The organism is Herbidospora galbida (assembly GCF_005233835.1).
GTDB lineage: Bacteria > Actinomycetota > Actinomycetes > Streptosporangiales > Streptosporangiaceae > Herbidospora > Herbidospora galbida.
The window spans coordinates 102,125-120,220 of sequence record NZ_SZQA01000009.1; the positions used below are offsets into that span (position 1 = coordinate 102,125).

Annotated in this window: 18 protein-coding genes, 1 tRNA gene and 1 pseudogene; 12 read left to right on the top strand and 8 right to left on the bottom strand. The window is 69.2% G+C overall.

The features are described 5' to 3' along the window. Window positions 1-130: 130 nt before the first annotated feature. Both FDA94_RS12090 and FDA94_RS12095 read left to right on the top strand, forming a co-directional pair. Complete coding sequence (locus FDA94_RS12090; RefSeq protein WP_170990897.1) at window positions 131-1,432, top strand: PfkB family carbohydrate kinase; 1,302 nt, start codon at window positions 131-133, stop codon at window positions 1,430-1,432. Window positions 1,433-1,462: 30 nt separating this feature from the next. After that, window positions 1,463-1,729 (top strand): hypothetical protein, encoded by a 267-nt coding sequence (locus FDA94_RS12095; RefSeq protein WP_137247157.1) that lies wholly within the window; start codon window positions 1,463-1,465, stop codon window positions 1,727-1,729. 51 nt (window positions 1,730-1,780) lie between these two features. Here the strand turns inward: FDA94_RS12095 and FDA94_RS12100 are convergent, their stop codons facing one another. Further along, on the bottom strand, window positions 1,781-2,302 hold the full coding sequence (locus FDA94_RS12100) for a hypothetical protein (RefSeq protein ID WP_137247158.1): 522 nt from the start codon (window positions 2,300-2,302) through the stop codon (window positions 1,781-1,783). Window positions 2,303-2,461: 159 nt separating this feature from the next. Between FDA94_RS12100 and FDA94_RS12105 the strand changes: the two genes are divergently transcribed. After that, window positions 2,462-2,968 (top strand): RICIN domain-containing protein, encoded by a 507-nt coding sequence (locus tag FDA94_RS12105; protein ID WP_137247159.1) that lies wholly within the window; start codon window positions 2,462-2,464, stop codon window positions 2,966-2,968. 14 nt (window positions 2,969-2,982) lie between these two features. Here the strand turns inward: FDA94_RS12105 and FDA94_RS12110 are convergent, their stop codons facing one another. Next, complete coding sequence (locus FDA94_RS12110) at window positions 2,983-3,948, bottom strand: helix-turn-helix transcriptional regulator (RefSeq protein WP_137247160.1); 966 nt, start codon at window positions 3,946-3,948, stop codon at window positions 2,983-2,985. 91 nt (window positions 3,949-4,039) lie between these two features. Here FDA94_RS12110 and FDA94_RS12115 point away from each other — a divergent pair, with 91 nt between their 5' ends. Beyond that, on the top strand, window positions 4,040-4,411 hold the full coding sequence (locus tag FDA94_RS12115; protein ID WP_137247161.1) for a VOC family protein: 372 nt from the start codon (window positions 4,040-4,042) through the stop codon (window positions 4,409-4,411). Window positions 4,412-4,474: 63 nt separating this feature from the next. Here the strand turns inward: FDA94_RS12115 and FDA94_RS12120 are convergent, their stop codons facing one another. After that, on the bottom strand, window positions 4,475-4,738 hold the full coding sequence (locus FDA94_RS12120) for a DUF6458 family protein (RefSeq protein ID WP_062341224.1): 264 nt from the start codon (window positions 4,736-4,738) through the stop codon (window positions 4,475-4,477). Window positions 4,739-4,827: 89 nt separating this feature from the next. On the opposite strand from FDA94_RS12120, the gene FDA94_RS12125 reads away from it, so the two are divergent. Together FDA94_RS12125 and FDA94_RS41515 are read left to right on the top strand one after the other, a co-directional pair. Then, entirely contained in the window at window positions 4,828-5,331 is a 504-nt protein-coding gene (locus FDA94_RS12125; RefSeq protein WP_170990898.1) for a shikimate kinase, read from the top strand. Between the two features lie 70 nt (window positions 5,332-5,401). Continuing rightward, window positions 5,402-5,551, top strand: coding sequence for a transposase (locus FDA94_RS41515; RefSeq protein WP_425460143.1), 150 nt, complete (start codon window positions 5,402-5,404; stop codon window positions 5,549-5,551). Window positions 5,552-5,776: 225 nt separating this feature from the next. On the opposite strand, the gene FDA94_RS12135 is transcribed toward FDA94_RS41515, so the two are convergent. Beyond that, complete coding sequence (locus tag FDA94_RS12135; protein WP_137247164.1) at window positions 5,777-7,765, bottom strand: alpha/beta hydrolase; 1,989 nt, start codon at window positions 7,763-7,765, stop codon at window positions 5,777-5,779. Between the two features lie 308 nt (window positions 7,766-8,073). Next, a complete protein-coding gene (locus FDA94_RS12140) occupies window positions 8,074-8,940 on the bottom strand; it encodes a helix-turn-helix domain-containing protein (protein ID WP_137247165.1) in 867 nt (288 codons plus the stop codon). A gap of 196 nt (window positions 8,941-9,136) precedes the next feature. Here FDA94_RS12140 and FDA94_RS12145 point away from each other — a divergent pair, with 196 nt between their 5' ends. Together FDA94_RS12145 and FDA94_RS12150 are read left to right on the top strand one after the other, a co-directional pair. Next, the gene (locus FDA94_RS12145; RefSeq protein WP_137247166.1) at window positions 9,137-10,060 is read left to right on the top strand and encodes an alpha/beta hydrolase; all 924 of its coding nucleotides are present in this window, start codon (window positions 9,137-9,139) and stop codon (window positions 10,058-10,060) included. Between the two features lie 52 nt (window positions 10,061-10,112). Then, a pseudogene (locus tag FDA94_RS12150) lies at window positions 10,113-10,253 on the top strand (IS5/IS1182 family transposase); the annotation flags it as partial. 15 nt (window positions 10,254-10,268) lie between these two features. Here FDA94_RS12150 and FDA94_RS39090 read toward each other — a convergent pair. Further along, window positions 10,269-10,691 carry an ATP-binding protein gene (locus tag FDA94_RS39090; RefSeq protein ID WP_170990899.1) on the bottom strand — a complete coding sequence of 141 codons (423 nt, stop codon included), beginning with the start codon at window positions 10,689-10,691 and terminating at the stop codon, window positions 10,269-10,271. 304 nt (window positions 10,692-10,995) lie between these two features. Between FDA94_RS39090 and FDA94_RS39870 the strand changes: the two genes are divergently transcribed. Both FDA94_RS39870 and FDA94_RS12165 read left to right on the top strand, forming a co-directional pair. Beyond that, entirely contained in the window at window positions 10,996-12,555 is a 1,560-nt protein-coding gene (locus FDA94_RS39870) for a trypsin-like serine peptidase (RefSeq protein WP_212735294.1), read from the top strand. 130 nt (window positions 12,556-12,685) lie between these two features. After that, a complete protein-coding gene (locus FDA94_RS12165) occupies window positions 12,686-13,804 on the top strand; it encodes a PP2C family protein-serine/threonine phosphatase (protein WP_212735295.1) in 1,119 nt (372 codons plus the stop codon). A 57-nt stretch (window positions 13,805-13,861) separates the two neighbouring features. On the opposite strand, the gene FDA94_RS41340 is transcribed toward FDA94_RS12165, so the two are convergent. After that, window positions 13,862-16,222: a glycoside hydrolase family 6 protein gene (locus FDA94_RS41340; protein ID WP_342778466.1), complete on the bottom strand. Its 2,361-nt coding sequence runs from the start codon at window positions 16,220-16,222 to the stop codon at window positions 13,862-13,864. Window positions 16,223-16,330: 108 nt separating this feature from the next. Beyond that, window positions 16,331-16,930, bottom strand: coding sequence for a TetR/AcrR family transcriptional regulator (locus tag FDA94_RS12175; protein ID WP_137247169.1), 600 nt, complete (start codon window positions 16,928-16,930; stop codon window positions 16,331-16,333). Window positions 16,931-17,247: 317 nt separating this feature from the next. Between FDA94_RS12175 and FDA94_RS40455 the strand changes: the two genes are divergently transcribed. Both FDA94_RS40455 and FDA94_RS12185 read left to right on the top strand, forming a co-directional pair. Next, the gene (locus tag FDA94_RS40455; protein WP_246059790.1) at window positions 17,248-17,889 is read left to right on the top strand and encodes a hypothetical protein; all 642 of its coding nucleotides are present in this window, start codon (window positions 17,248-17,250) and stop codon (window positions 17,887-17,889) included. 52 nt (window positions 17,890-17,941) lie between these two features. After that, window positions 17,942-18,018 (top strand) — tRNA-Lys (locus tag FDA94_RS12185). The last annotated feature ends 78 nt before the right edge of the window (window positions 18,019-18,096 follow it).

Genomic DNA, 18,096 nt, shown 5'->3' on the forward strand with positions numbered 1-18,096 from the left:
CGGCCGCCCTCCGGCCGTCGTGTCTCGCTTGGATCGGTTCGCTTTCGGTACCCCGGCCCGGTTACCCGAGGGGTTCATGAGCAAACACGCTGCGGTTTTCCCCGCACGCCCCCGGGCAGCAGAGACGCTTATGACGGAAGAGACAGTGCGCCGCTTCCCCGGCCTCACGGCCGTGGTCGTCGGGGACGTGATGCTCGACTCGTGGCTCCAGGGTCAGGCCAGCAGAATGGCGCAGGAGGCGCCGGTCCCGGTGGTCAGCGTCGAGCAGATCGAGGACGCCCCCGGCGGCGCCGCCAACACCGCCGCCAATCTCGCCGCGCTGGGTGCCCGGGTGCACCTGCTCGGCGTCGCCGGCGCCGACCCCGCGGGGACGGCGCTTATCGGAGCCCTCCTCCGCCACGAGGTGGACGGGCCCATCGTCACCCGCAGCCGACGGACCGCCGTGAAGCGGCGGGTAATGTCGGGCGGGCAGATCGTGGCACGTTACGACGAGGAGGACCGTTCCCCCATCCCGGCGCCGGTGGAGCGCGAGCTGGTCGCCCAGATCCGTGAGCTGGTGGACGTGGCCCACGTGGTCATCGTCTGCGACTCCGGCGCGGGCGTCTGCACCGAGGAGGTCCGCCAGGCCCTCTCGGGCCTGCCGATGCTGATCGTGGACGCCTACGACCCCGAACTCTGGCGCGACGCCGAACCGGCCGCCGTGCTGGCCAGATATGACGCCTGCGACCTCCTCCCGGACGACTGCGCCCCCATCGTGGTCACCGACGAGGGCGGCGGCGCGGTCGTCCACCGGGAGGGCCGCCCGCCCTACCGGACCAGGCCGAACTCCGGCGACCTCGTCGGCGCGGGGGCCGGCGACACCTTCACCGCGGTCTTCGCGCTGGCGCTGGCCGCCGGGGCCGATCCGGCCACCGCCGCCGACCTGGCCCAGGCGGGCGCCGACGTGGTCTCCCGCCGCCCCGGCACGGCGGTCTGCGACGCGGGCGACCTGCTCGCCGAGCTGGGCCCGCGCCCGGCCATGCCGGCCAAGGTCCTGGCCGAACGGGTCGCCGCCGAACGGGAGCAGGGCCGCCGCATCGTCTTCACCGACGGCTGCTTCGACGTCCTGCACCCCGGCCACGTGACCTGCCTGGAGCAGGCCCGGCGGTTCGGCGACGTGCTGGTCGTGGGGGTGCGGGACGACCGCAGCGCCGCCCTCAGGAAGGCGCCCGACCGGGTGGTCAACACCGCCGAGGACCGGGCGGCCGTGCTGGCCGGGCTGGGCTCGGTCGACTACATCACGCTGATCGAGGACGACACCCCGGCGTCCCTGCTGAAGCTCATCCGCCCCGACGTCTACGTCAAGGGGGGCGGCGGCCATCCGGACCTGCTGCCCGAGGCCCGCCTGGTGCGGGAGCTCGGCGGCGAGGTCCGGGTCGTCGAACGGCGATAGTGCACGAATTCGGAGGGTAGGGGATAAATCATGACAGAGCCGAGAAAGACGGAAGAACAGGTTGACGCCCGGGGCAAGCCCATGGTGGCGGCGACCCCGCGCGACGTCGTCCACGTCAGGCTCGGATCGTTCGGCCTGGTGATCGCGGTCGCCGTGGCGGTGATCGCCGGCATCAGCGGCGTGTGGTGGCTGATGATCGTCGGCCTCGTGGCCGCGGTCGCCATCGGCGTCGACATGTACGTCGCGACGCGCCGCCAGCGCTCGCTGGGAGGCGGGCCGCGCTCCGAGGCCGGCTAGCCGCACGGAGGATTGATGGGGCCGGGACGTGGCGTCCCGGCCCTCGGTTTCTCAGGAACCGACCGAGAACCGGTCGACGGTGATCGAGCTGCGGGTGAATCCGCCGGTCAGACAGGCCGCGGCGGCCGCGATGAAGTTGCCGGTGGCCCGGCCGTCGGCGCGGGCGACCCCGCCCTTGAAGACCCCGGCGGCCACGTCGCCCTCGACGTGGAGCGTCTTGCCCTCGCGGTTGAACGCCGACTCCGTGATCGTGGTCCGGGTGCCGTCGTTCCAGGAGATCGTGACCTTGGCCGAGGCGGGGTCGATCGGCCCCGGGCACTTGCCCGTGACGGTGGCCCTGACCCGGACCACTCCCCTGGTGATCCTCGGATGGCGCGCCGACTGGCATGAGTCGAGGTCGCCGCTGCCCCGCACCCGGATGGTCTTCTCGGTGAACGTCAGTCCGGGGGTGTACCGCAGGTGCAGGCTGCCGGACAGGCAGCTGACCCCGCCGATGTCGTCGTCGGCGACGGCCGGCTGGAGCGGGGCGAGGGCGAGGCCCAGGACGACGGCGGACCACAGGAGTGAGCGCATGCCCCCATCGTCAGCACGCGCGGCTCCGGGGGCCGTCGGCCACACGCGGGCTTTGACGAGGCGTTGACCGGCGACATCACACCCTTAGTGCTTGCACTACTACGTCGAGTGAGGAATGGTGATCATGCTCTGATCGGACCCTCTCCGAAGGAAACCACCATGACGTTCATTCGCCGCATGCTGTCCTGTGCCGTCCTCGCGACCACCGTCGGCGCGGGCCTCGCCCTGCCCGTCTCTGCCTCCGCCCAGGCGGCGAGCCCCGTCTGCGTCGACGCCACCAACAGCCGTGCGAACAACACCGACGTCCGTCTGTGGGCGTGCCTCGACCACGTCAACCAGAAGTTCGTGATCGACGCCGGACAGATCAAGGTCAAGGACACCATCGGGACCGCCCGCGAGGTCTGCCTCGACACGACCAACAGCCGCGCCAACAACACCAAGGTCCGCCTGTGGACCTGCCTCGACCACGTCAACCAGAAGTTCGTGATCGACGCCGGACAGATCAAGGTCAAGGACACCATCGGGACCGCCCGCGAGGTCTGCCTCGACGCCACCAACAGCCGCGCCAACAACACCAAGGTCCGCCTGTGGACCTGCCTCGACCACACCAACCAGAAGTTCGTGATCGACGCCGGACAGATCAAGGTCAAGGACACCCTGTCCTAGTCAGGCTGTCCTGGTCAGGCTTGGCGGGCGTACGCCGCGAGGCGGTCGGCGAGCCCGATGAGGAGGCCGCGCAGCTCGTCGGGGCGCTCGACGACGAACGGACGGTCGAGCGCCGCGAGGAGCGGCGGCAGCCAGTCGAGCCGCTCCACCCTCAGCCGGACGCGCAGCCAGCCCTCGTCCACGCCGTCTTCGTCGAGGATCGCGACGGCGGCGGGAAGGCGGGCGCGGATCCGCTCGGCCGTCGCGTGGATCCGCAGAACCACCTCGTGCCGGTAGCCGGCCGTGGCGAACCCCGACAGCAGACGCTCCGCCGGGTCGGGACCCGCGGGCGCCTCGAACGAGCCGGGCAGGGTCCGCGCGCCGGCGATGCGATCGAGCCGGAAGGTCCGGTCGGCGCCGATCCCGGGGTCGGCGCCCGTCACGTACCAGCGGCCCGCATGGGCGACGATCCCGTACGCGTGCAGCGTGCGTTCGGTGCGCCGGCCGTCGCGGTCGGTGTATCTGATCGAGACCGGCCGGCGGTTCCGTACCGCGTCGGCGACGGTGAGCAGGACCGCGGCGTCCGGGACGGCCGGCTCACCGGGCCGATCGGTGAAGGCCAGGGCTTCCAGGAGGGTGTCGAGCCGGCCGGCGAGGTGCTTGGGCAGCACCCGCCGGATCTTGGCCGAGGCCGTCTCGGTCGCGGTGTGACCTGCCGTCATCCCCGCTCGGCGGCCGGCGACCAGGCCGAGCATGACGGCCAGCGCCTCGTCGTCGCCGAGCATGAGCGGAGGCAGCCGGTAGCCGGGGGCGAGCCGGTATCCGCCGTAGCGGCCGCGCACCGACTCGACGGGCACGTCAAGATCGATCAGCTGGTCGACATAGCGCCGTACGGTGCGCCCCTCGACGCCGAGCCGGTCGGCGAGTTCGGCCACCGTCCGGGTGCCGCCCGATTGCAGCAGCTCCAGGAGTGTCAGCACGCGGCCGGCGGGTCGAGGCATACGCGCAGCCTACGGCCGATACCGGACCGATTCCGTCCACTATTTCTCCTAGCCTCGGCGGGCAGCGATTCCATCCCCTAAGGAGATCACCATGGACTTCGTCTCGATCCGCGTCATCACCGGCGACGTCGCCCGCCTCGTCGAGTTCTACGAACGGGCCACCGGAACGCGGGCGACGTGGGCCACCGAGGACTTCGCCGAACTCAGGACCGCCGGCGCCACGCTCGCCGTCGCCGGCACCCGCACCGTCCCGCTGTTCGCCCCGGACGCCGCCCGTCCGGCGGCCAACCAGAGCGTGATCATCGAGTTCCGGGTCGACGACGTCGACCGGGTGTACCGGAACCTGACCGGCTTCGTCACCGACGTCGTCACCGAGCCCACCACGATGCCCTGGGGCAACCGGTCGCTGCTGTTCCGCGACCCCGACGGCAACCTCGTCAACTTCTTCACCCCCGCCCGGTGAGAAAGCCGGACGCCGGGAAGGTCGTCGCGATGACCTTTCCCGGCGCTCCGGCTTTCGCATGGCTCAGATGGGGTCGTTGTAGTGGCGCTCCTCGTAGACGCGACGCTGGGTGGTGTGCACCTCGTCCACGGGGGCCACCGGGGTGACGGTGGTGGAGGCGCGGCGCACGGCGCTCAGCCGGTAGAGGCCGAACAGCAGCCCCGCCAGGCCGCCCACCATGAGGATGACCCCGATGACCTGGATGTCGAGCCCGGCGAGGGTGAATTCGACCGCCCAGGTGAGAATGGCGCCCAACATGATCAGGATGATGCTTCCGGCGATGGTCATGGTTCCCTCCTTCGACGGGTGCACTATCCCGTGAGCGAATCTCAAACGCGGGGGGACCAAAACCGCACCACACGGGCAGAATGCCCGTCATGAACGAGACCCCCGTCGTGATCATGGGTTTGATGGGCGCCGGCAAGAGCACGGTCGCGCGCCTGGTCGCCGAGGCGCTCGGCCGCGAGATGCGCGACAGCGACGGCGACCTGGAGGCCCGCTACGGCCAGACCGCCGCCCGCATGAACGAGACCGTCGGCGCCGACGTGCTGCACGACCGCGAGACCGAGGTCCTGCTCGACGCCGTGGCCGCGCGGCCCGCCGTGGTGGTGGCCGCCGCCGCCAGCACGGTCGAGGACCCGGCCGCCCGCGACGCGCTGACCTCGTCGTTCGTCGTCTTCCTGGACGGGCCGCCGGAGGTGCTGGCCGAACGGATGCTGTCGAGCAGCCACCGGCCGCACTTCGAGCCCGATCTGGTGCACATGCTGAAGACGCAGCGGGACAAGCGGCGGCCGAAGTTCCTGGAGGTCGCCGACCACGTGGCGGACGCGACGCGGACGCCGCACGAGATCACGACGGCGGTGCTGGCCGCGTTCCGCTAGGGCTTGTACGGACCTGCCGTTGGGTGAGAGAGGCCCGCTCCCGGACCTGCGGCATCAGTTCAAGGCGGTGATGTGGCGGTTCCGGACGGCCAGTCCATGGCGGGACCTGCCGGTGGAGCACGGGCCGCGGTCGACCACCTGTGACCGGTTCCGGGCCTGGGCCAGGGCGGGTGTCTCCCAGGACCTGGCGGCGGCGGTGAGGGTGAGAGCGGCGATGTGACGACGCATTTCGTTCCGTCCTTCGATCCGGCGACCCGGGTCCCCGTCAGGCGGATGCCCCAGGGAAAGCGCCTCGCCGCCCTCCGGTGTGTGCTGAGATGCGCGCCCAGAACCAGCCCGAATACCTTCATCGAACCTGCGGAGCCCCGACGTCCCACTCGGATCGGGAGCTCCTTGGGTCGATGATCTGAAGGTCGCGTCGTCGTTCCGCTGGCGGAATGGTGGATCAGCGCTCCGGCAGCGGAGCGGCGCGGTCGCCGATGACGTCAAGGGCGAGGAGGGCGAGGTTGGCGGCGATGGCGGCGCCGACGATCGCGGTCGTCACGCCGGGGAGGCCATCGGCGGCGGAGAATCCCAGCCAGGCTCCGGCGAGCGCCGCGACTGGTGCGGCGGCCAGGCCCCGGTGTCGTTGCCGGGAGGTCCGGTCGAGGCGGGTCCAGGCGCAGTAGGCGCCGTAGCCGATGGCGATGCCGACGGGCGGTACGGTGACGAGCGGGTCGCCGAGGTAGGTCGCCGGCCACAGGATCGACACGGCCAGCACGGCCAGGGACCAGCCGCCGAGGCCGAGGATCGCCGGGGTCAGGACACGCAGCCACCTGCCGGTTCTGGGCCCGAAGCCACCGCGGCGGCGTACCCGGCGGGTCATCCCGGCTAGCAGGGCGGCGGCGGCCAGCGTGAGACCGGTCAGGACGCCTACGACGATCTTGGCGATGTTCGGCATGCTGAGCGCGCCGACCTGGAAGTCGACCTTGTGGGTGGTGTATCCGGAAGTGTCAACCTCGCCGTGGTCGAAGAAGGTGGTCAGCAGCCGCCGGTTGGCCTGAGGCTGGTAGCGCCAGAAGTCGGTGGTGTGCCCCAGTTCGGCCAGGATCACCTGGTGGCCGTTGCGCAGTGCGGGCAGCAGTTCCCTGGTGGCCAGTTCGGCGGGTGTGGTGAAGTCGACGGTGCCGCTGATCAGGAGCGTTTCCACGTCGGTCGGGCGAGCTTGCTGGTATCCGCGGTTGCCGGGGCTGGACGGCCACGCCTTGGTGAGGCCACCGCCGGCCCACAGCAGATCCGCGCCCGCGTTGCCGAGGATCGAGCCCGGGTCGCCCCCCGCAACGTAGTAGCGGTCGACCGCCGCAGCGTCGATCATGGTGGTCGCGGCGGACTCTCCCCAGAGGAAGGACGTCGGGATGGTCAGGTCGGCGAGCAGGGAGACGGCCCAGAGCCCGCTGGGATCGCCTTCGGAGGCGGCCAGCCAGGCGTCGAGTATCGAGGGCGCGTTGAGCGGTGCGGCGAATCGGGTGGAGTTGACCATTCCGATCAGCGTCGCGGCGCGGACGTTGCCGCTTTTGACTGCCAGAGGTCCCCACCGTTCGGGAAGGTGGGCGGCGGTCGCCTTCATGGAGGCGGCGAGGTCTTCGGTGCGCGCCGCACATGCCTGGTCCTGGGCGCACAACCGCGCGTATCGGGCGAGCTGGTCGTCCGTGATGACGGGATCCCAGAGGAATCGGCCGGGCGGGTTCACACCGATCATCACCGACCGGTGGATGGACCGCGGGTGGCGCCAAGCGTAGATCATGGCGGTGCGGGTCCCGACGCTCTGGCTGATCAGGTTGATCCGCTGGTAGCCCAGTGCGCGGCGGACGGCCTCCAGGTCCTCCACGCGCTGCGGCAGCGAGTAGCCGTCGAGGTCGGCGCCGTCCTCGGTCAGGCGTCGGGCGCAGTCGGCGTAGGCCTGGGAGGTGCGCCGGGTCGTGCCGGGTTCGGCAAGGTCGGCGGAGTGCCGCATCGCCGTGGTCACCTCAGGACAGTCGAGGACGAAGGAACCGTCGATGCCGCGGTAGCCGACCAGGACGATGTCGTGCCGGTCAGAGAGGCGGGCGGCTTCCTTGAAGGTCATGTTCGTCTGGCCGGGCCCACCCCCGAGACGGAAGATCGGCTCGGCCGGGTCGGGGCCGGTGGCCCGGATGCGGTTCACCGGCAGCGTGATCGGCCGAGAGCCGGGAACGTCGTGGTTCTCCGGCACGGTCAGGGTGCCGCAGTCCGCTGGGAGCGCTCCGGATTCAGTCTCGTACGCGCAGGGGTTCAGAATCAGTGTGCCGACCTTGGCCTCGGGGGAGACCGCCGGTGTCGTCGTATCCCGTAAGCCCAGGTAACCGAGGGCAAGGGTGGTGAAAGTCGCGGCCGCCAGGGCGATGATTCTGGCGGGCGTCAATCTTGAGGTGTTCATGCCGACCTCTCCTGTGTGTCAGGAGCGAGTCTGGTGCGAAGGGACCGACGGCTCGCTGAGGCCAGCCGGTCTATCGGAGGTAAGGGCAGCACTACCGTGCGGGAGAGGCCGCCAAAAGAGCAGGGCGGCGGACGAGGTCACGGTCCGGTGCCGGTGACGCGACCGGGTTCCACGTGTTCATGGCGACGGCCGCCTCGGGCTACCCCATACCTGGCAAGCGGTCTCGTCGGCCTGATCGGGAGTGCCCTGCTCGCGTTGACGTTGCCCAGGGCTCCGTTCCGTCAGCGGGTGCCCAGGTGGTCATCGCATCAGGCCCCCCGGTCGGTGCTCGGTTGCGGGGTGGTCCATGACGTGAGAATGCGCAGGGCGTCGTGGGAGGGACTCCCGGGTTCGGCGGTCAGGATCATCAGGCGCTGTACGGACCCGTCCGGGCTGGCCCAGGTGTCGCAGTCGAGGGTGAGGTCGCCCACTAGATGGTGGCGGTACTGCTTGGTGCCGTAACTGGCGCTGTTGACGCGGTGTTCGGCCCACCAGGCGCGGAAGTCCGGATCCTGGAGGGACAGTTCGCCGACGAGCTGGGCGAGGTCGGGATCGTCGGGGTCGGCCGCAGCCTCCATGCGCAGCGCGGCGACGGCTTCCCGGGCGTCGTGGGCCCAGTCTTGGTGCAGCTGCCGGACCACCGGGTTCGTGAACAGCAGCCGCAGGTAGTTGCGCCGGTGGGCCGGGATGGCGGCGAAGTCGGTGTAAAGGGCTGCGGCGGCGGGGTTCCAGGCCAGGATGTCCAGGCGTTCGCCGAGGACGAGCGCAGGGGTTTCGGTGAGCTGGTCGAGCAGACGTCGCATGGCGGGACGCAGCCGTTGGGCGGGCCGGCGTCGGCGTGGGCGGGCGTCGGTTCGGCCGGCGAGTTCGTAGAGGTAAGCCTGCTGGTCGTCGTTGAGGCGCAGGGCACGGGCCAGGGTCGTGAGCACAGGTACGGATGCCCGGACGCGGCCCTGTTCCAGTCGTGTGTAGTAGTCCACGCTGATGGCGGCGAGCTGGGCGACCTCCTCGCGACGTAGTCCAGCGACTTTGCGGGCGGAGTCCGTCTCGGCGAGGCCGCACTCCCGTGGTATCAGCTGGGCCCGGCGGGCCTTGAGGAAGGCTCCCAGCGCCCGGGAGTCGGAATCTGAAGTCATGCTCTCAAGTGTGATTGCGCCGCGACGGCCACGGCACATGTGTGAGGGGGCAGGTTCTTTCCCAGGCAGAAACCTGGCTCTCCCGCCCCTGCGGAGACTGGCCGAAGGTGGATGTGTGCCCGGCGGGGTGCAGGCCCTCAGGTCCGCCGCGCGGGTGCGTCACCACACGTCATCACCGTTTCGGGGAGAGTACCTCATGGCCAGGACCACCGTCAGCTTCGACAGCGCCGGCATCCCGCTCGCCGGCCACCTTCACACCCCCGACACGCCGGCATCGGGTCCGCGGCCGGCGCTCGTGGTCGGTCACCCCGGCACCGGCGTAAAGGAACAGACCTCCGGCACATACGCCCGGCTGATGGCCGAGCGCGGTTTCGTCGCCCTCGCCTTCGACGCCGCCTACCAGGGCGAGTCCGGCGGTCTGCCGCGTGGCCTGGAGGACCCCGCCCAGCGGGTGGAGGACTTCAAGGCCGCCGTCTCCTACCTCACCACGCTCGACGAGGTCGACGCCGACCGGATCGGCCTGCTGGGCATCTGCGCCTCCGGCAGCTACTCGCTGGCCGCCACCGGCGGTGACCACCGCGTCAAGGCCGTGGCCACCGTGTCCACCGCCGAGCCCGCTCGCCAGTTTCGTCTGGGCGCCGACGGCACCCAGGATCCGGCTGTCTTCCAGGCACTGCTGGACGCAGCCGCAACGGCCCGCAGCGCCGCCGCACGTGGCGAGGACCCCGGCACGATGACCATGTTCCCGGAGACCGCCGAGCAGGCCCGCGCGCTCGGCGGCCAGCACGGTGCCGAAGGCTTCGAGTACTACTGCACCCCGCGCGGCCACCACGAGCGCTCCGCGAAGACCCTCGCTTGGGAGAGCATCGACAGGATGGCCTTCCATGACGCCTTCTTCGCCGTTCCGTTGATCGGCCCCCGCCCCATCCTTCAGATCATCGGCGAACGCGCCGTCACCGCCTGGATGGCCGTCGAGGCCCACCAGCGCGCCACCGGCCCCAAGGAGATCCACTGGATCAAGGACGCCAGCCACGTCGACCTCTACGACAGGAAGGAGTGCATCGACCCCGTCGTCGACAAGCTCACCGACTTTTTCACCACCCACCTCACCATCGACTGATGAGCGTCGGGGGGTGTTCACACCGCAGGCCGGTGGTTGGGACAGGGCCGCCGAACGGTGCATCAACCAGATCAAAGCCTGGCGCGGCCCGGCCTTCCGCTTCGACAAGACCCCGGCCGGCTACCTGGCCGGACTCCATCTACGCGGAGCCATCCTGTGGATCCGAAGTCTCCCAACCCCGCTGAAGATCTGAACTCCGTACCGGCCCCTAGGAGCCCAGGACGAACCAGACGATCTTGCCGCCGCGCGCCCCCGGCGCGTGACCCCACGACGCGGCCAGGGTGTCCACGATCAGCAGGCCCCGGCCGTCGGTGGCGTCGGGGCGCGGTTCGCGCGGGCGCGGCGGGGTGGCGCCGGTGTCGAAGACCTCGCCGTAGACCCATTCGCGGGTGCCGCGCAACCGGAGCGCGAAGGCGGTGCCCGCGTGCCGGACGGCGTTGGTGACCAGCTCGCTGACGATCAGCTGGCAGTCGTCGACGAAGGAGGAGCAGCCCCGGCTGCTCAGTTCACGCCGGACCAGCCGGCGGGCCTCGGCGACGCTGGCGCCGACGGCCGGGAGGAGGCATTCGGCCGACCAGGTCTCGAAGTCGTCGAGCCCGTCGAGTGCCGTGACGGCGAAAGGGACACTCATGCCCGCGTCCTCCTTCACCGTCCAGATTGGGAGCGCTCCCACTCCTTTACCACGGTACGGCACCCCACCGCTCATGTGAACCAGCGGCGTCGAACTTGTTACATGCCACGACGATCTACCGCTGGACAGGCGAATTGGACGGTGTCCAATCAGATCCGGTTCCCTCGAAAGATTGTGATCTGGGTCACAGTTATAACGACCTGGGGGTTCTATCCGAATCGTCACATGTAACGTCCTTGCCAATCCATTTACTGACGGATGGGGCGCGAGTGACGTCCCACGGCAGAGCAAGGGAGACCCCGCAGTGCAGCGCACCCTCCTCATCGGCAGCACCTTCGCCGGATCCATCGGACTGCTGGCCGCAGCGCTGGTCGCGAGCCCCGCCGCAGCCGCCCCCCAGTACATCGAGAAGGAGGTGCTGGCCGGTTCCAGCGAGGCGCAGGCCATCGCCTACTTCTGGGACAAGGCGCAGCTCCAGGATGCGACCCCCTACAACGTCGAGACGACGGTCGGGGCCAAGCACATCTCCACGGGCGGGCCCACCGCCGACACCAAGGCGGGCACCGTCCCCGCGATCGGCGACGAGAAGAAGTCGACCTCCACCTCGAAGAACGTGAACCTGCCCCGGACGAGCGGCAAGGTCTTCTTCATGGGCGCCGACGGCAAGCCCCACTGGTGCTCGGGCACCTCGCTGCAGTCGAAGTACCGCAACCTCGTGGCCACCGCCGGCCAGTGTGTGTACGACACCGAGAGCAACAAGCCGGTCCTGAACAACTGGGTCTTCGTGCCCGGCTACTACCAGGGCAAGACCCCCTGGGGCATCTACGTCGGCAAGACCGCCTACACCCACTACGACTACGACGTCTACGAGGACGGCGACCGCAACTACGCGTTCGTCACCGTCTACAACGGCGTCAAGCTCACGGGTGACAAGGAGGTCGACAAAAAGGCCTACGACAAGTGGAAAGGCCAGAAGAAGATCCTCTCCGAGGTCGTCACCAAGGAGGAGTTCGAGGCCAAGTACACCGAGGGCGGCCCCTACTGGAAGAAGACCCTCGCGCCCGTGACGGCCCCGGTCGACCCGCCGAAGGCGTCGTTCACCCAGGCCGAGGCCGAGAAGTACTACACCGACGGCGTCGACGGCGTGAAGCTGACCACCGAGTCGGTCACCCAGGCCGCCTACAACGCCGCCCCCACCGGCACCAACGCCATGAAGAACGGCGAGAAGTGCCCGACCTGGTGCGGCCCCGACTCGGGCAAGGAATACCCGATCGACGAGGCCACCTACAACAAGCTGAAGGCCGACACCGCCTTCAAGGGTGTGCTGCGCAAGACCGAGCAGAACCAGTTCTTCAAGAAGGAATGGTTCGTGAAGAAGTGGGTCAAGACCTCGGTGGCCGAGGCCTACTACAAGGACCACTACATCGTCCGCGGCGTCGAGAACGTCGGCCGTCTCGGCGACAACGTCGGTGGTCAGGGCCTGGCCTACAACCAGAAGCTCGGCAAGGCCCACTACGTGTTCGGCTACCCGAGCGGCGCCCACCCCGACGGCAACCGCGTCTTCTCCGGCAACACCCTCAAGTGGTCGTACGGCAAGACCTTCGCCGCCTCCGCGTCGGCGATCAAGGCCCAGGAACTCGTCGGCATCAAGTCGTCGTTCACCGGCCAGGGCGCCATCGGCTCCTCGTGGCTGGCCGGCTACAAGAACACCCGCCGCCTCGGCTACCTGAACGGCGTGACGATCGCGGTCTCCGACCGCGACGGCAACAAGCGCATCGACACGTCGGTGTCGGCCTACTTCGACGGCGAGACCTACGGCGTCTACAAGCAGGCGGCCAACGTCTGGTCCGGCTCCATCCTCTAGCCGCGTTTTAGGGAGCGCCCGTATCCAGGGGGATGCGGGCGCCTCTCGTTTTTGTGACTTCGCATCTCAGGCGGGATCGTGAAGTATGGTCGCAAGCGCGTACCAGACGGGATTAGAGGGGATTCGCCGGATGCCGTTGCGCCTCACCGGGCCGTTCCGTCCGGGCAACGGGCGGCGCCGGGCGGCCGGGGCCCGCACGGCGCTCGCTCTGGCGGTGCTGCCCTTCCTGATGATGCTCCTCGTGTCGGTGCTCGATCTGAGCACGGGCCCCGAGATCGGCTTCCTTCCCCTGCTCGCGGTCGGGCCGGCCTTCGCCTCGCTCACCGGCGGGATCCGGCGGACCATGCTCGTCGGGGTGACGGCGCTGGTGCTGGCGATGGGGCTGGCGGCGTACAACCATCTGGAGTTGCGCAGGGCGTACATCACCATGGGCTCGATCGCCGGCGTGACGGCGGCGAGCGCCCTGGCGACGGTCGGCCGCCGACGCAGAGAACGGGAACTGGCCCAGGTCAGGTCGGTGGCCGAGGTCGCGCAGCGGGTGTTGCTGCGGCCGGTGCCCCGCCGCGCCGGGCACATGCGCGTGGCCGTCTCCTACACCTCGGCCATGGCCGAGGCGCACATCGGCGGCGATCTGTACGAGGTCGTCACCGCCCCCACCGGAGTCAGGGTCATCGTGGGCGACGTCCAGGGCAAGGGCCTGGAGGCGGTCGAGACGGCGGCGCTGGTCCTGGGGGCGTTCCGTGAGGCCGCCCACGACGAGAAGGACCTCGAAGGGGTCAGCGCCCGGTTGGAGAAGGCGCTCAACCGGCGCCTTTCCGGCGAGGAGTTCGTCACCGCCGTGCTGGCCGAGTTCAGCATCGAGGAGACGACCATGACGCTCCTCAACTACGGCCACCCCGCGCCGCTGGTGCTCAGGGCGGGCGGGGAGATCGAGTTCGCCGACCCCGACGAACACGTGCCCCCGCTGGGGCTGGCGGTCCTGGGGCCCGAGGGGCCGGCGCCCTATTCGATCACCTTCGAACCGGGCGACCAGATCCTCTTCTACACCGACGGTGTCATCGAGGCCCGCGACGCCCTGGGCCGGTTCTATCCGCTGGCCGACCGGGTCCCGCTGCTCAAGGACGACGACCCGGAGGCGGCGCTGGAGTCCCTGCGCCGCGACCTGATCGCCCACATCGACGGCCCGCCGACCGACGACGCGGCCATGCTGCTGATGCGCTGCCGGGAACCCGGCCTCGACCTGCTGTAGGGCCGTGGTCCCGCCGAGGAGGACCCCCAACCTCGGCGGGACCACGACGTTCGGGGGCTAGCTGATGGGCGGGTAGGCGTTGGCCAGCAGCTGACGGAACTGGGCCGAGAACCAGTGACCCGACAGCGGAGCATTCGCCAGAGCACCACTCGGGTTGTTCCCGTTACGGTCGTTGCCGCCGTAGGTCGGGTCACACATCCGGTCGAAGCCCTTGCCCTCGTTGTTCGGGATCTCGGTCGAGGAACCGTCGGACTCGCCCGGAGGCTTGACCCACACGTAGGCGTCGATACCGGTGGCCGGGTTGGCCTGCGGACGCTCACCCAGACCCGCGCCGCTCTGGTTGCACCAGTTGCCGGCGTGGACGCGTCGGTCGACCTTGGAGTTGTTGACGAAGGTGTTCAGGTCGGTCGAGGTGCTCGGCGCGGTCGGCCGGTTCGGGCCGCCCCAGCCGTTACGCGAGGTGTCGATCAGCATGCCGATGTTGGAGGAGAAGCCCTCCTGCACCAGCCGCTGACGGAAGGCCTGCGCGAAGGACAACTCGTCGATGTAGAAGTTCCAGTCGACCCACCGCGAAGAGCGGATCTGCTGGCCGTTGACGGTGCCGTTCACGGTGAAGTGCGGCTCCACCAGCGCCGAGTAGTTGGCGGTGTTGGTGATGAAGCCGTGGACGGTGGCCTTGCCGCCGGTGGCCAGGTCGGCGGTGGAGCCGAACAGGTCGGCCGACGGACCGAAGTTGGAGTCCCAGCCCAGCCAGCCGTGGTGACCGGCGTCGACGTAGTTGTACACGTTCGGGATCGCGTACAGCTTGGACAGCGCGTAGGCCACACCCTGCTCATAAGCGCCGGAGTTCTTCGCCTCCTGGCAGGCGGCCAGGTTGAGGTTGGTGACCAGGTTCGGCAGCGAGTCGATCTCGATGATGGCGACGATGCGCAGGTTCCGGTACGCGGTGTCGGACATGATCGAGGCGATCGGGTCGATGTACTCGGTCTTGTACCGGTTGATGCCGTCCTGGGCGACCTTGAGCTCACCGTTGGAGGCCAGGGCCGAGCAGTCGCGGTTGGGCAGGTTGTAGATCACGACCTGGATCACGACCGGGGCGGAACCGTTGGCCGCGTCCTGCTGGACGGCCAGGTCCAGGTGGTCGCGCAGGCCCTTGCTGTTGTTGCCGGCCGAACCGCTGGTGATGGCCGCGATCCGGTCCAGCCAGATGGCCGTGGAGGTGTTGGCGACGGCCGAACCGCCCGGCTCGGAGGCCGCGCTGGCCGACCAGTCGGGGTTCACGTAACCGGTCGCGCCCGCGTAGGGGTTGTCGACGCGGCCCGGGTTGACGATGTCGTCGTCGCCCTCGGTCGCGGTGACGGTGACGCTGGTCAGGCCGGAGGAGGCGACGGTGATCGGCCGGGTGCCGGCCGTCTGGTCGCTGTCCTGCGCCGCCGCCAGGGTGACGGTCTGCGGGGTCTGCCAGTTCGAGGTGGTGAACGTCAGGCTGGCGCCCGAGCTGACGGTGATGTTGGTGTCACCGGAGCCGGCCGTGTTGGTCACGGTCACGTTGCCGCTCGGCGCGGCCTGGAGGCGGACCGTGTAGGAGGCGGTGCCGCCCTCGGGCACGGTGACGGCGGTCGAGGAGACGACCAGCGCCTGGGTCTGCGTCCCGTCGTCGTCGGCCTCGGTGGCGGTGACGTTGACGCTGGTCAGCCCGCTGGAGGCGACCGTGAAGGTGCGCGAGCCGTTGGTCGTGTCGCCGTCCTGCGCCGCGGCGAGGGTCACGTTCTGCGCGGTCGACCAGTTGCTGCTGGTGAACGTGAGGCTGGCGCCCGAACTCACCGACAGGTTGGTGTCACCCGAACCGGCGCTCGTGGTCACGGTCACGTTGGAGCTGGGCTGCGACTGCAGGCGCACCGAGTAGGTGGCGGTGCCGCCCTCGGGGACGCTCACGCTGGTCGGGGTCACGATGAGGGCCTGCTGCGACGGGCTCGGCGACGGCGACGGCGAGGGGTTCGGGCCGTTGCAGACGGTGCCGTTCAGGGAGAACGAGGTCGGGTTGGTGTTGGTCCCGCTGAACTGGCCGTTGAAGCCGATCTGCACCGACTGGCCGGTGTTCAGGGCGCCGGCCCACGAGGGGGCCACGACGGTCACGTTCTGGCCCGACTGGCTCCAGGTGCCGTTCCAACCCTGCTGCACAGTCTGGTTCCCCGGCCACGTGTACGTGAGCCGCCACGGATTCACCGCGTCACCGAGGTTGTTGATCGTGATGTTGGCGCCGAAACCGCTGCCGTTGTCCCACTGCTTGGCGTACGTGACCTGGCAGGCGACCGCTGCGCCCGCCGGGGCCTGCATGACGGCGAGCCCGGTGACGGCCAGCAGCATGGCCGCCGCCGTCATGGCGGCTCTGCGCCAGGAACTCAATCGGGGTCCCATAGCTTTCTCTTCTCCTCGGCATACACGATTGGGAGCGCTCCCAACATGAGTTCGTTTCGCCGAGGTGTACAGCATGTTTCCTGCTTCGACGAGATACGGCCAGGATGCCTATGAAAGATTCAGGGTCCGGGCGGCCAGCCGGTGGAGGTGCCGCCGAAACCGGGCGAGCACCTCGGGGTTCTCCGCTCCCAGACGGTCGCCCGACTCGTCGAGCACCCCGCCCTGGACGAACCCGTGGACGCACCAGATCAGCGTCCACACGCAGTACTCCATGTCGGCCGTGTCGTCGATGTATCCGGCTTCGGCGGCCTGTTCGAGCACGGAGGTCGTCATGGTGATCAGCGGCTGGGAGTACTGCCGCTCCAGCCCGGTGAGGTCGGCCGCGTCGTACAGCCACCGGTGGATCCACAGGGCCGGGAACTCGGGATTGTCGACGCAGAAGTCGATGTAGCGGTCGACGATCTCGTGCACCGCCCCCGCCGCCGTGACGTGGTCGGCCGACATCATGTCGTTGACGACGCCTTCGAGCGCCTCGGTCTCGATCCGGGCGGCCCGCTCGATGACGGCCAGGTAGAGGTCCCGCTTGGACCCTCCGAAACCCTCCTTGGCCGGGTCGAGCCCGGTCGCCTCGACGATCTGCTTCAAGGTCGTGGCGTCGTACCCGAGCGCGGCGAACAGCCGCGTGGCCCCCTGCAGCAGGCTTTCCATCCAGGGCTCCCGATCCCTTGCGTCCTTACCGTCACCAAGTCCAACACCTGACCGGTCACGGGAGGGCAAACGGCACGCTTGACCACGGAATCCCCTTATTTATGGGCGTTTCATGGCTATCTGAGATGTTTTACTGTCTTAGGTTTGCCATGTCATGGTTTGGTGGCTAGTGTCGATTTCGTTGCCAAGTGCTGACCAACCCACGGGACAGCACTTGACCATCGGATCCGGCAGCGGCCCGAGGGGCCCACCGGACACGCCACCCCTGATGACTCGCGTGGCAGTCCTGTCGTCGTACGGAAAGATCTCCCTTTTTCATGTACGCCCTCAAAGGCATCCTGAAGAACAAGACCGCGACCACCGCGCTCACCGCCGTCGGCCTGGCCGTCGTGGGACTGGGCACCACCGGCGCCACCACCGCCCTGGCCGCACCTCCGCACGCGAACCACGTCCGGATCCACACCAAGCCGGCCGCCATCGTCAAGCCCCTGGCGAAGGCTCCCGCGGTGGCCAAGCCCGCGATCAAGGAGCCCTCGTTCGTCAAGCCGGCCGTGCTGACCGGCAAGACGACCGCCTCCTACTTCTGGGACGACTCCTCCGGCCGCGCGGGCGACACGGGTCTGCCCGCCAGCGGCAAGCCGATGCAAAAGGGCATGGCCGCCTCCCCGAGCTGGCCCCTCGGCACCGAGGGCTACGTGGTCTACAAGGGCGTCAAGAAGCCGTTCTTCGTCGGCGACCGAGGCCCCGGGAACCCGTCGTCGCGCGGCGTCATGCTCGACCTCGACGGGCAGACCTTCGCCGAGCTGACCGGCGGCACCTTCGACATGCACACCCTGGCCGTGAAGGACAACGGCGGCGCCGGGCACATCCCGATCGAGTACCACATCACCAAGTGGGGCGACGGGACGGGCCTCAAGGCCGCGCCGGTTCCGTTCTCGGCCGGCGCGTGGAGGCACTGAGCCTTATCGATGTGCGATGGAGGGCTTGGAGCTGCTAAAGTCTTCCTCGCGGGCGCCGCTAGCTCAGTTGGTTAGAGCAGCTGACTCTTAATCAGCGGGTCCGGGGTTCGAGTCCCTGGCGGCGCACCAAGCAGAAGCCCAGATCAGCAAACTGATCTGGGCTTCTTCCGTCTCCGGCTCGTGCCGTTATTTCCCGCCCGTAATTCG

Bases quoted from the DNA above. Each gene is read 5' to 3' on its own strand.
- FDA94_RS40455 (WP_246059790.1), top strand. From the start codon at position 17,248: ATGTACGCCCTCAAAGGCATCCTGAAGAACAAGACCGCGACCACCGCG.
- FDA94_RS12110 (WP_137247160.1), bottom strand. From the start codon at position 3,948: ATGCCTCGACCCGCCGGCCGCGTGCTGACACTCCTGGAGCTGCTGCAA.
- FDA94_RS12115 (WP_137247161.1), top strand. From the start codon at position 4,040: ATGGACTTCGTCTCGATCCGCGTCATCACCGGCGACGTCGCCCGCCTC.
- FDA94_RS12095 (WP_137247157.1), top strand. From the start codon at position 1,463: ATGACAGAGCCGAGAAAGACGGAAGAACAGGTTGACGCCCGGGGCAAG.
- FDA94_RS12140 (WP_137247165.1), bottom strand. From the start codon at position 8,940: ATGACTTCAGATTCCGACTCCCGGGCGCTGGGAGCCTTCCTCAAGGCC.
- FDA94_RS12135 (WP_137247164.1), bottom strand. From the start codon at position 7,765: ATGAACACCTCAAGATTGACGCCCGCCAGAATCATCGCCCTGGCGGCC.
- FDA94_RS12090 (WP_170990897.1), top strand. From the start codon at position 131: ATGACGGAAGAGACAGTGCGCCGCTTCCCCGGCCTCACGGCCGTGGTC.
- FDA94_RS12105 (WP_137247159.1), top strand. From the start codon at position 2,462: ATGACGTTCATTCGCCGCATGCTGTCCTGTGCCGTCCTCGCGACCACC.
- FDA94_RS12100 (WP_137247158.1), bottom strand. From the start codon at position 2,302: ATGCGCTCACTCCTGTGGTCCGCCGTCGTCCTGGGCCTCGCCCTCGCC.
- FDA94_RS12175 (WP_137247169.1), bottom strand. From the start codon at position 16,930: ATGGAAAGCCTGCTGCAGGGGGCCACGCGGCTGTTCGCCGCGCTCGGG.
- FDA94_RS41515 (WP_425460143.1), top strand. From the start codon at position 5,402: ATGTGGCGGTTCCGGACGGCCAGTCCATGGCGGGACCTGCCGGTGGAG.
- FDA94_RS12120 (WP_062341224.1), bottom strand. From the start codon at position 4,738: ATGACCATCGCCGGAAGCATCATCCTGATCATGTTGGGCGCCATTCTC.
- FDA94_RS12125 (WP_170990898.1), top strand. From the start codon at position 4,828: ATGAACGAGACCCCCGTCGTGATCATGGGTTTGATGGGCGCCGGCAAG.
- FDA94_RS39090 (WP_170990899.1), bottom strand. From the start codon at position 10,691: ATGAGTGTCCCTTTCGCCGTCACGGCACTCGACGGGCTCGACGACTTC.
- FDA94_RS12145 (WP_137247166.1), top strand. From the start codon at position 9,137: ATGGCCAGGACCACCGTCAGCTTCGACAGCGCCGGCATCCCGCTCGCC.
- FDA94_RS12165 (WP_212735295.1), top strand. From the start codon at position 12,686: ATGCCGTTGCGCCTCACCGGGCCGTTCCGTCCGGGCAACGGGCGGCGC.
- FDA94_RS41340 (WP_342778466.1), bottom strand. From the start codon at position 16,222: ATGGGACCCCGATTGAGTTCCTGGCGCAGAGCCGCCATGACGGCGGCG.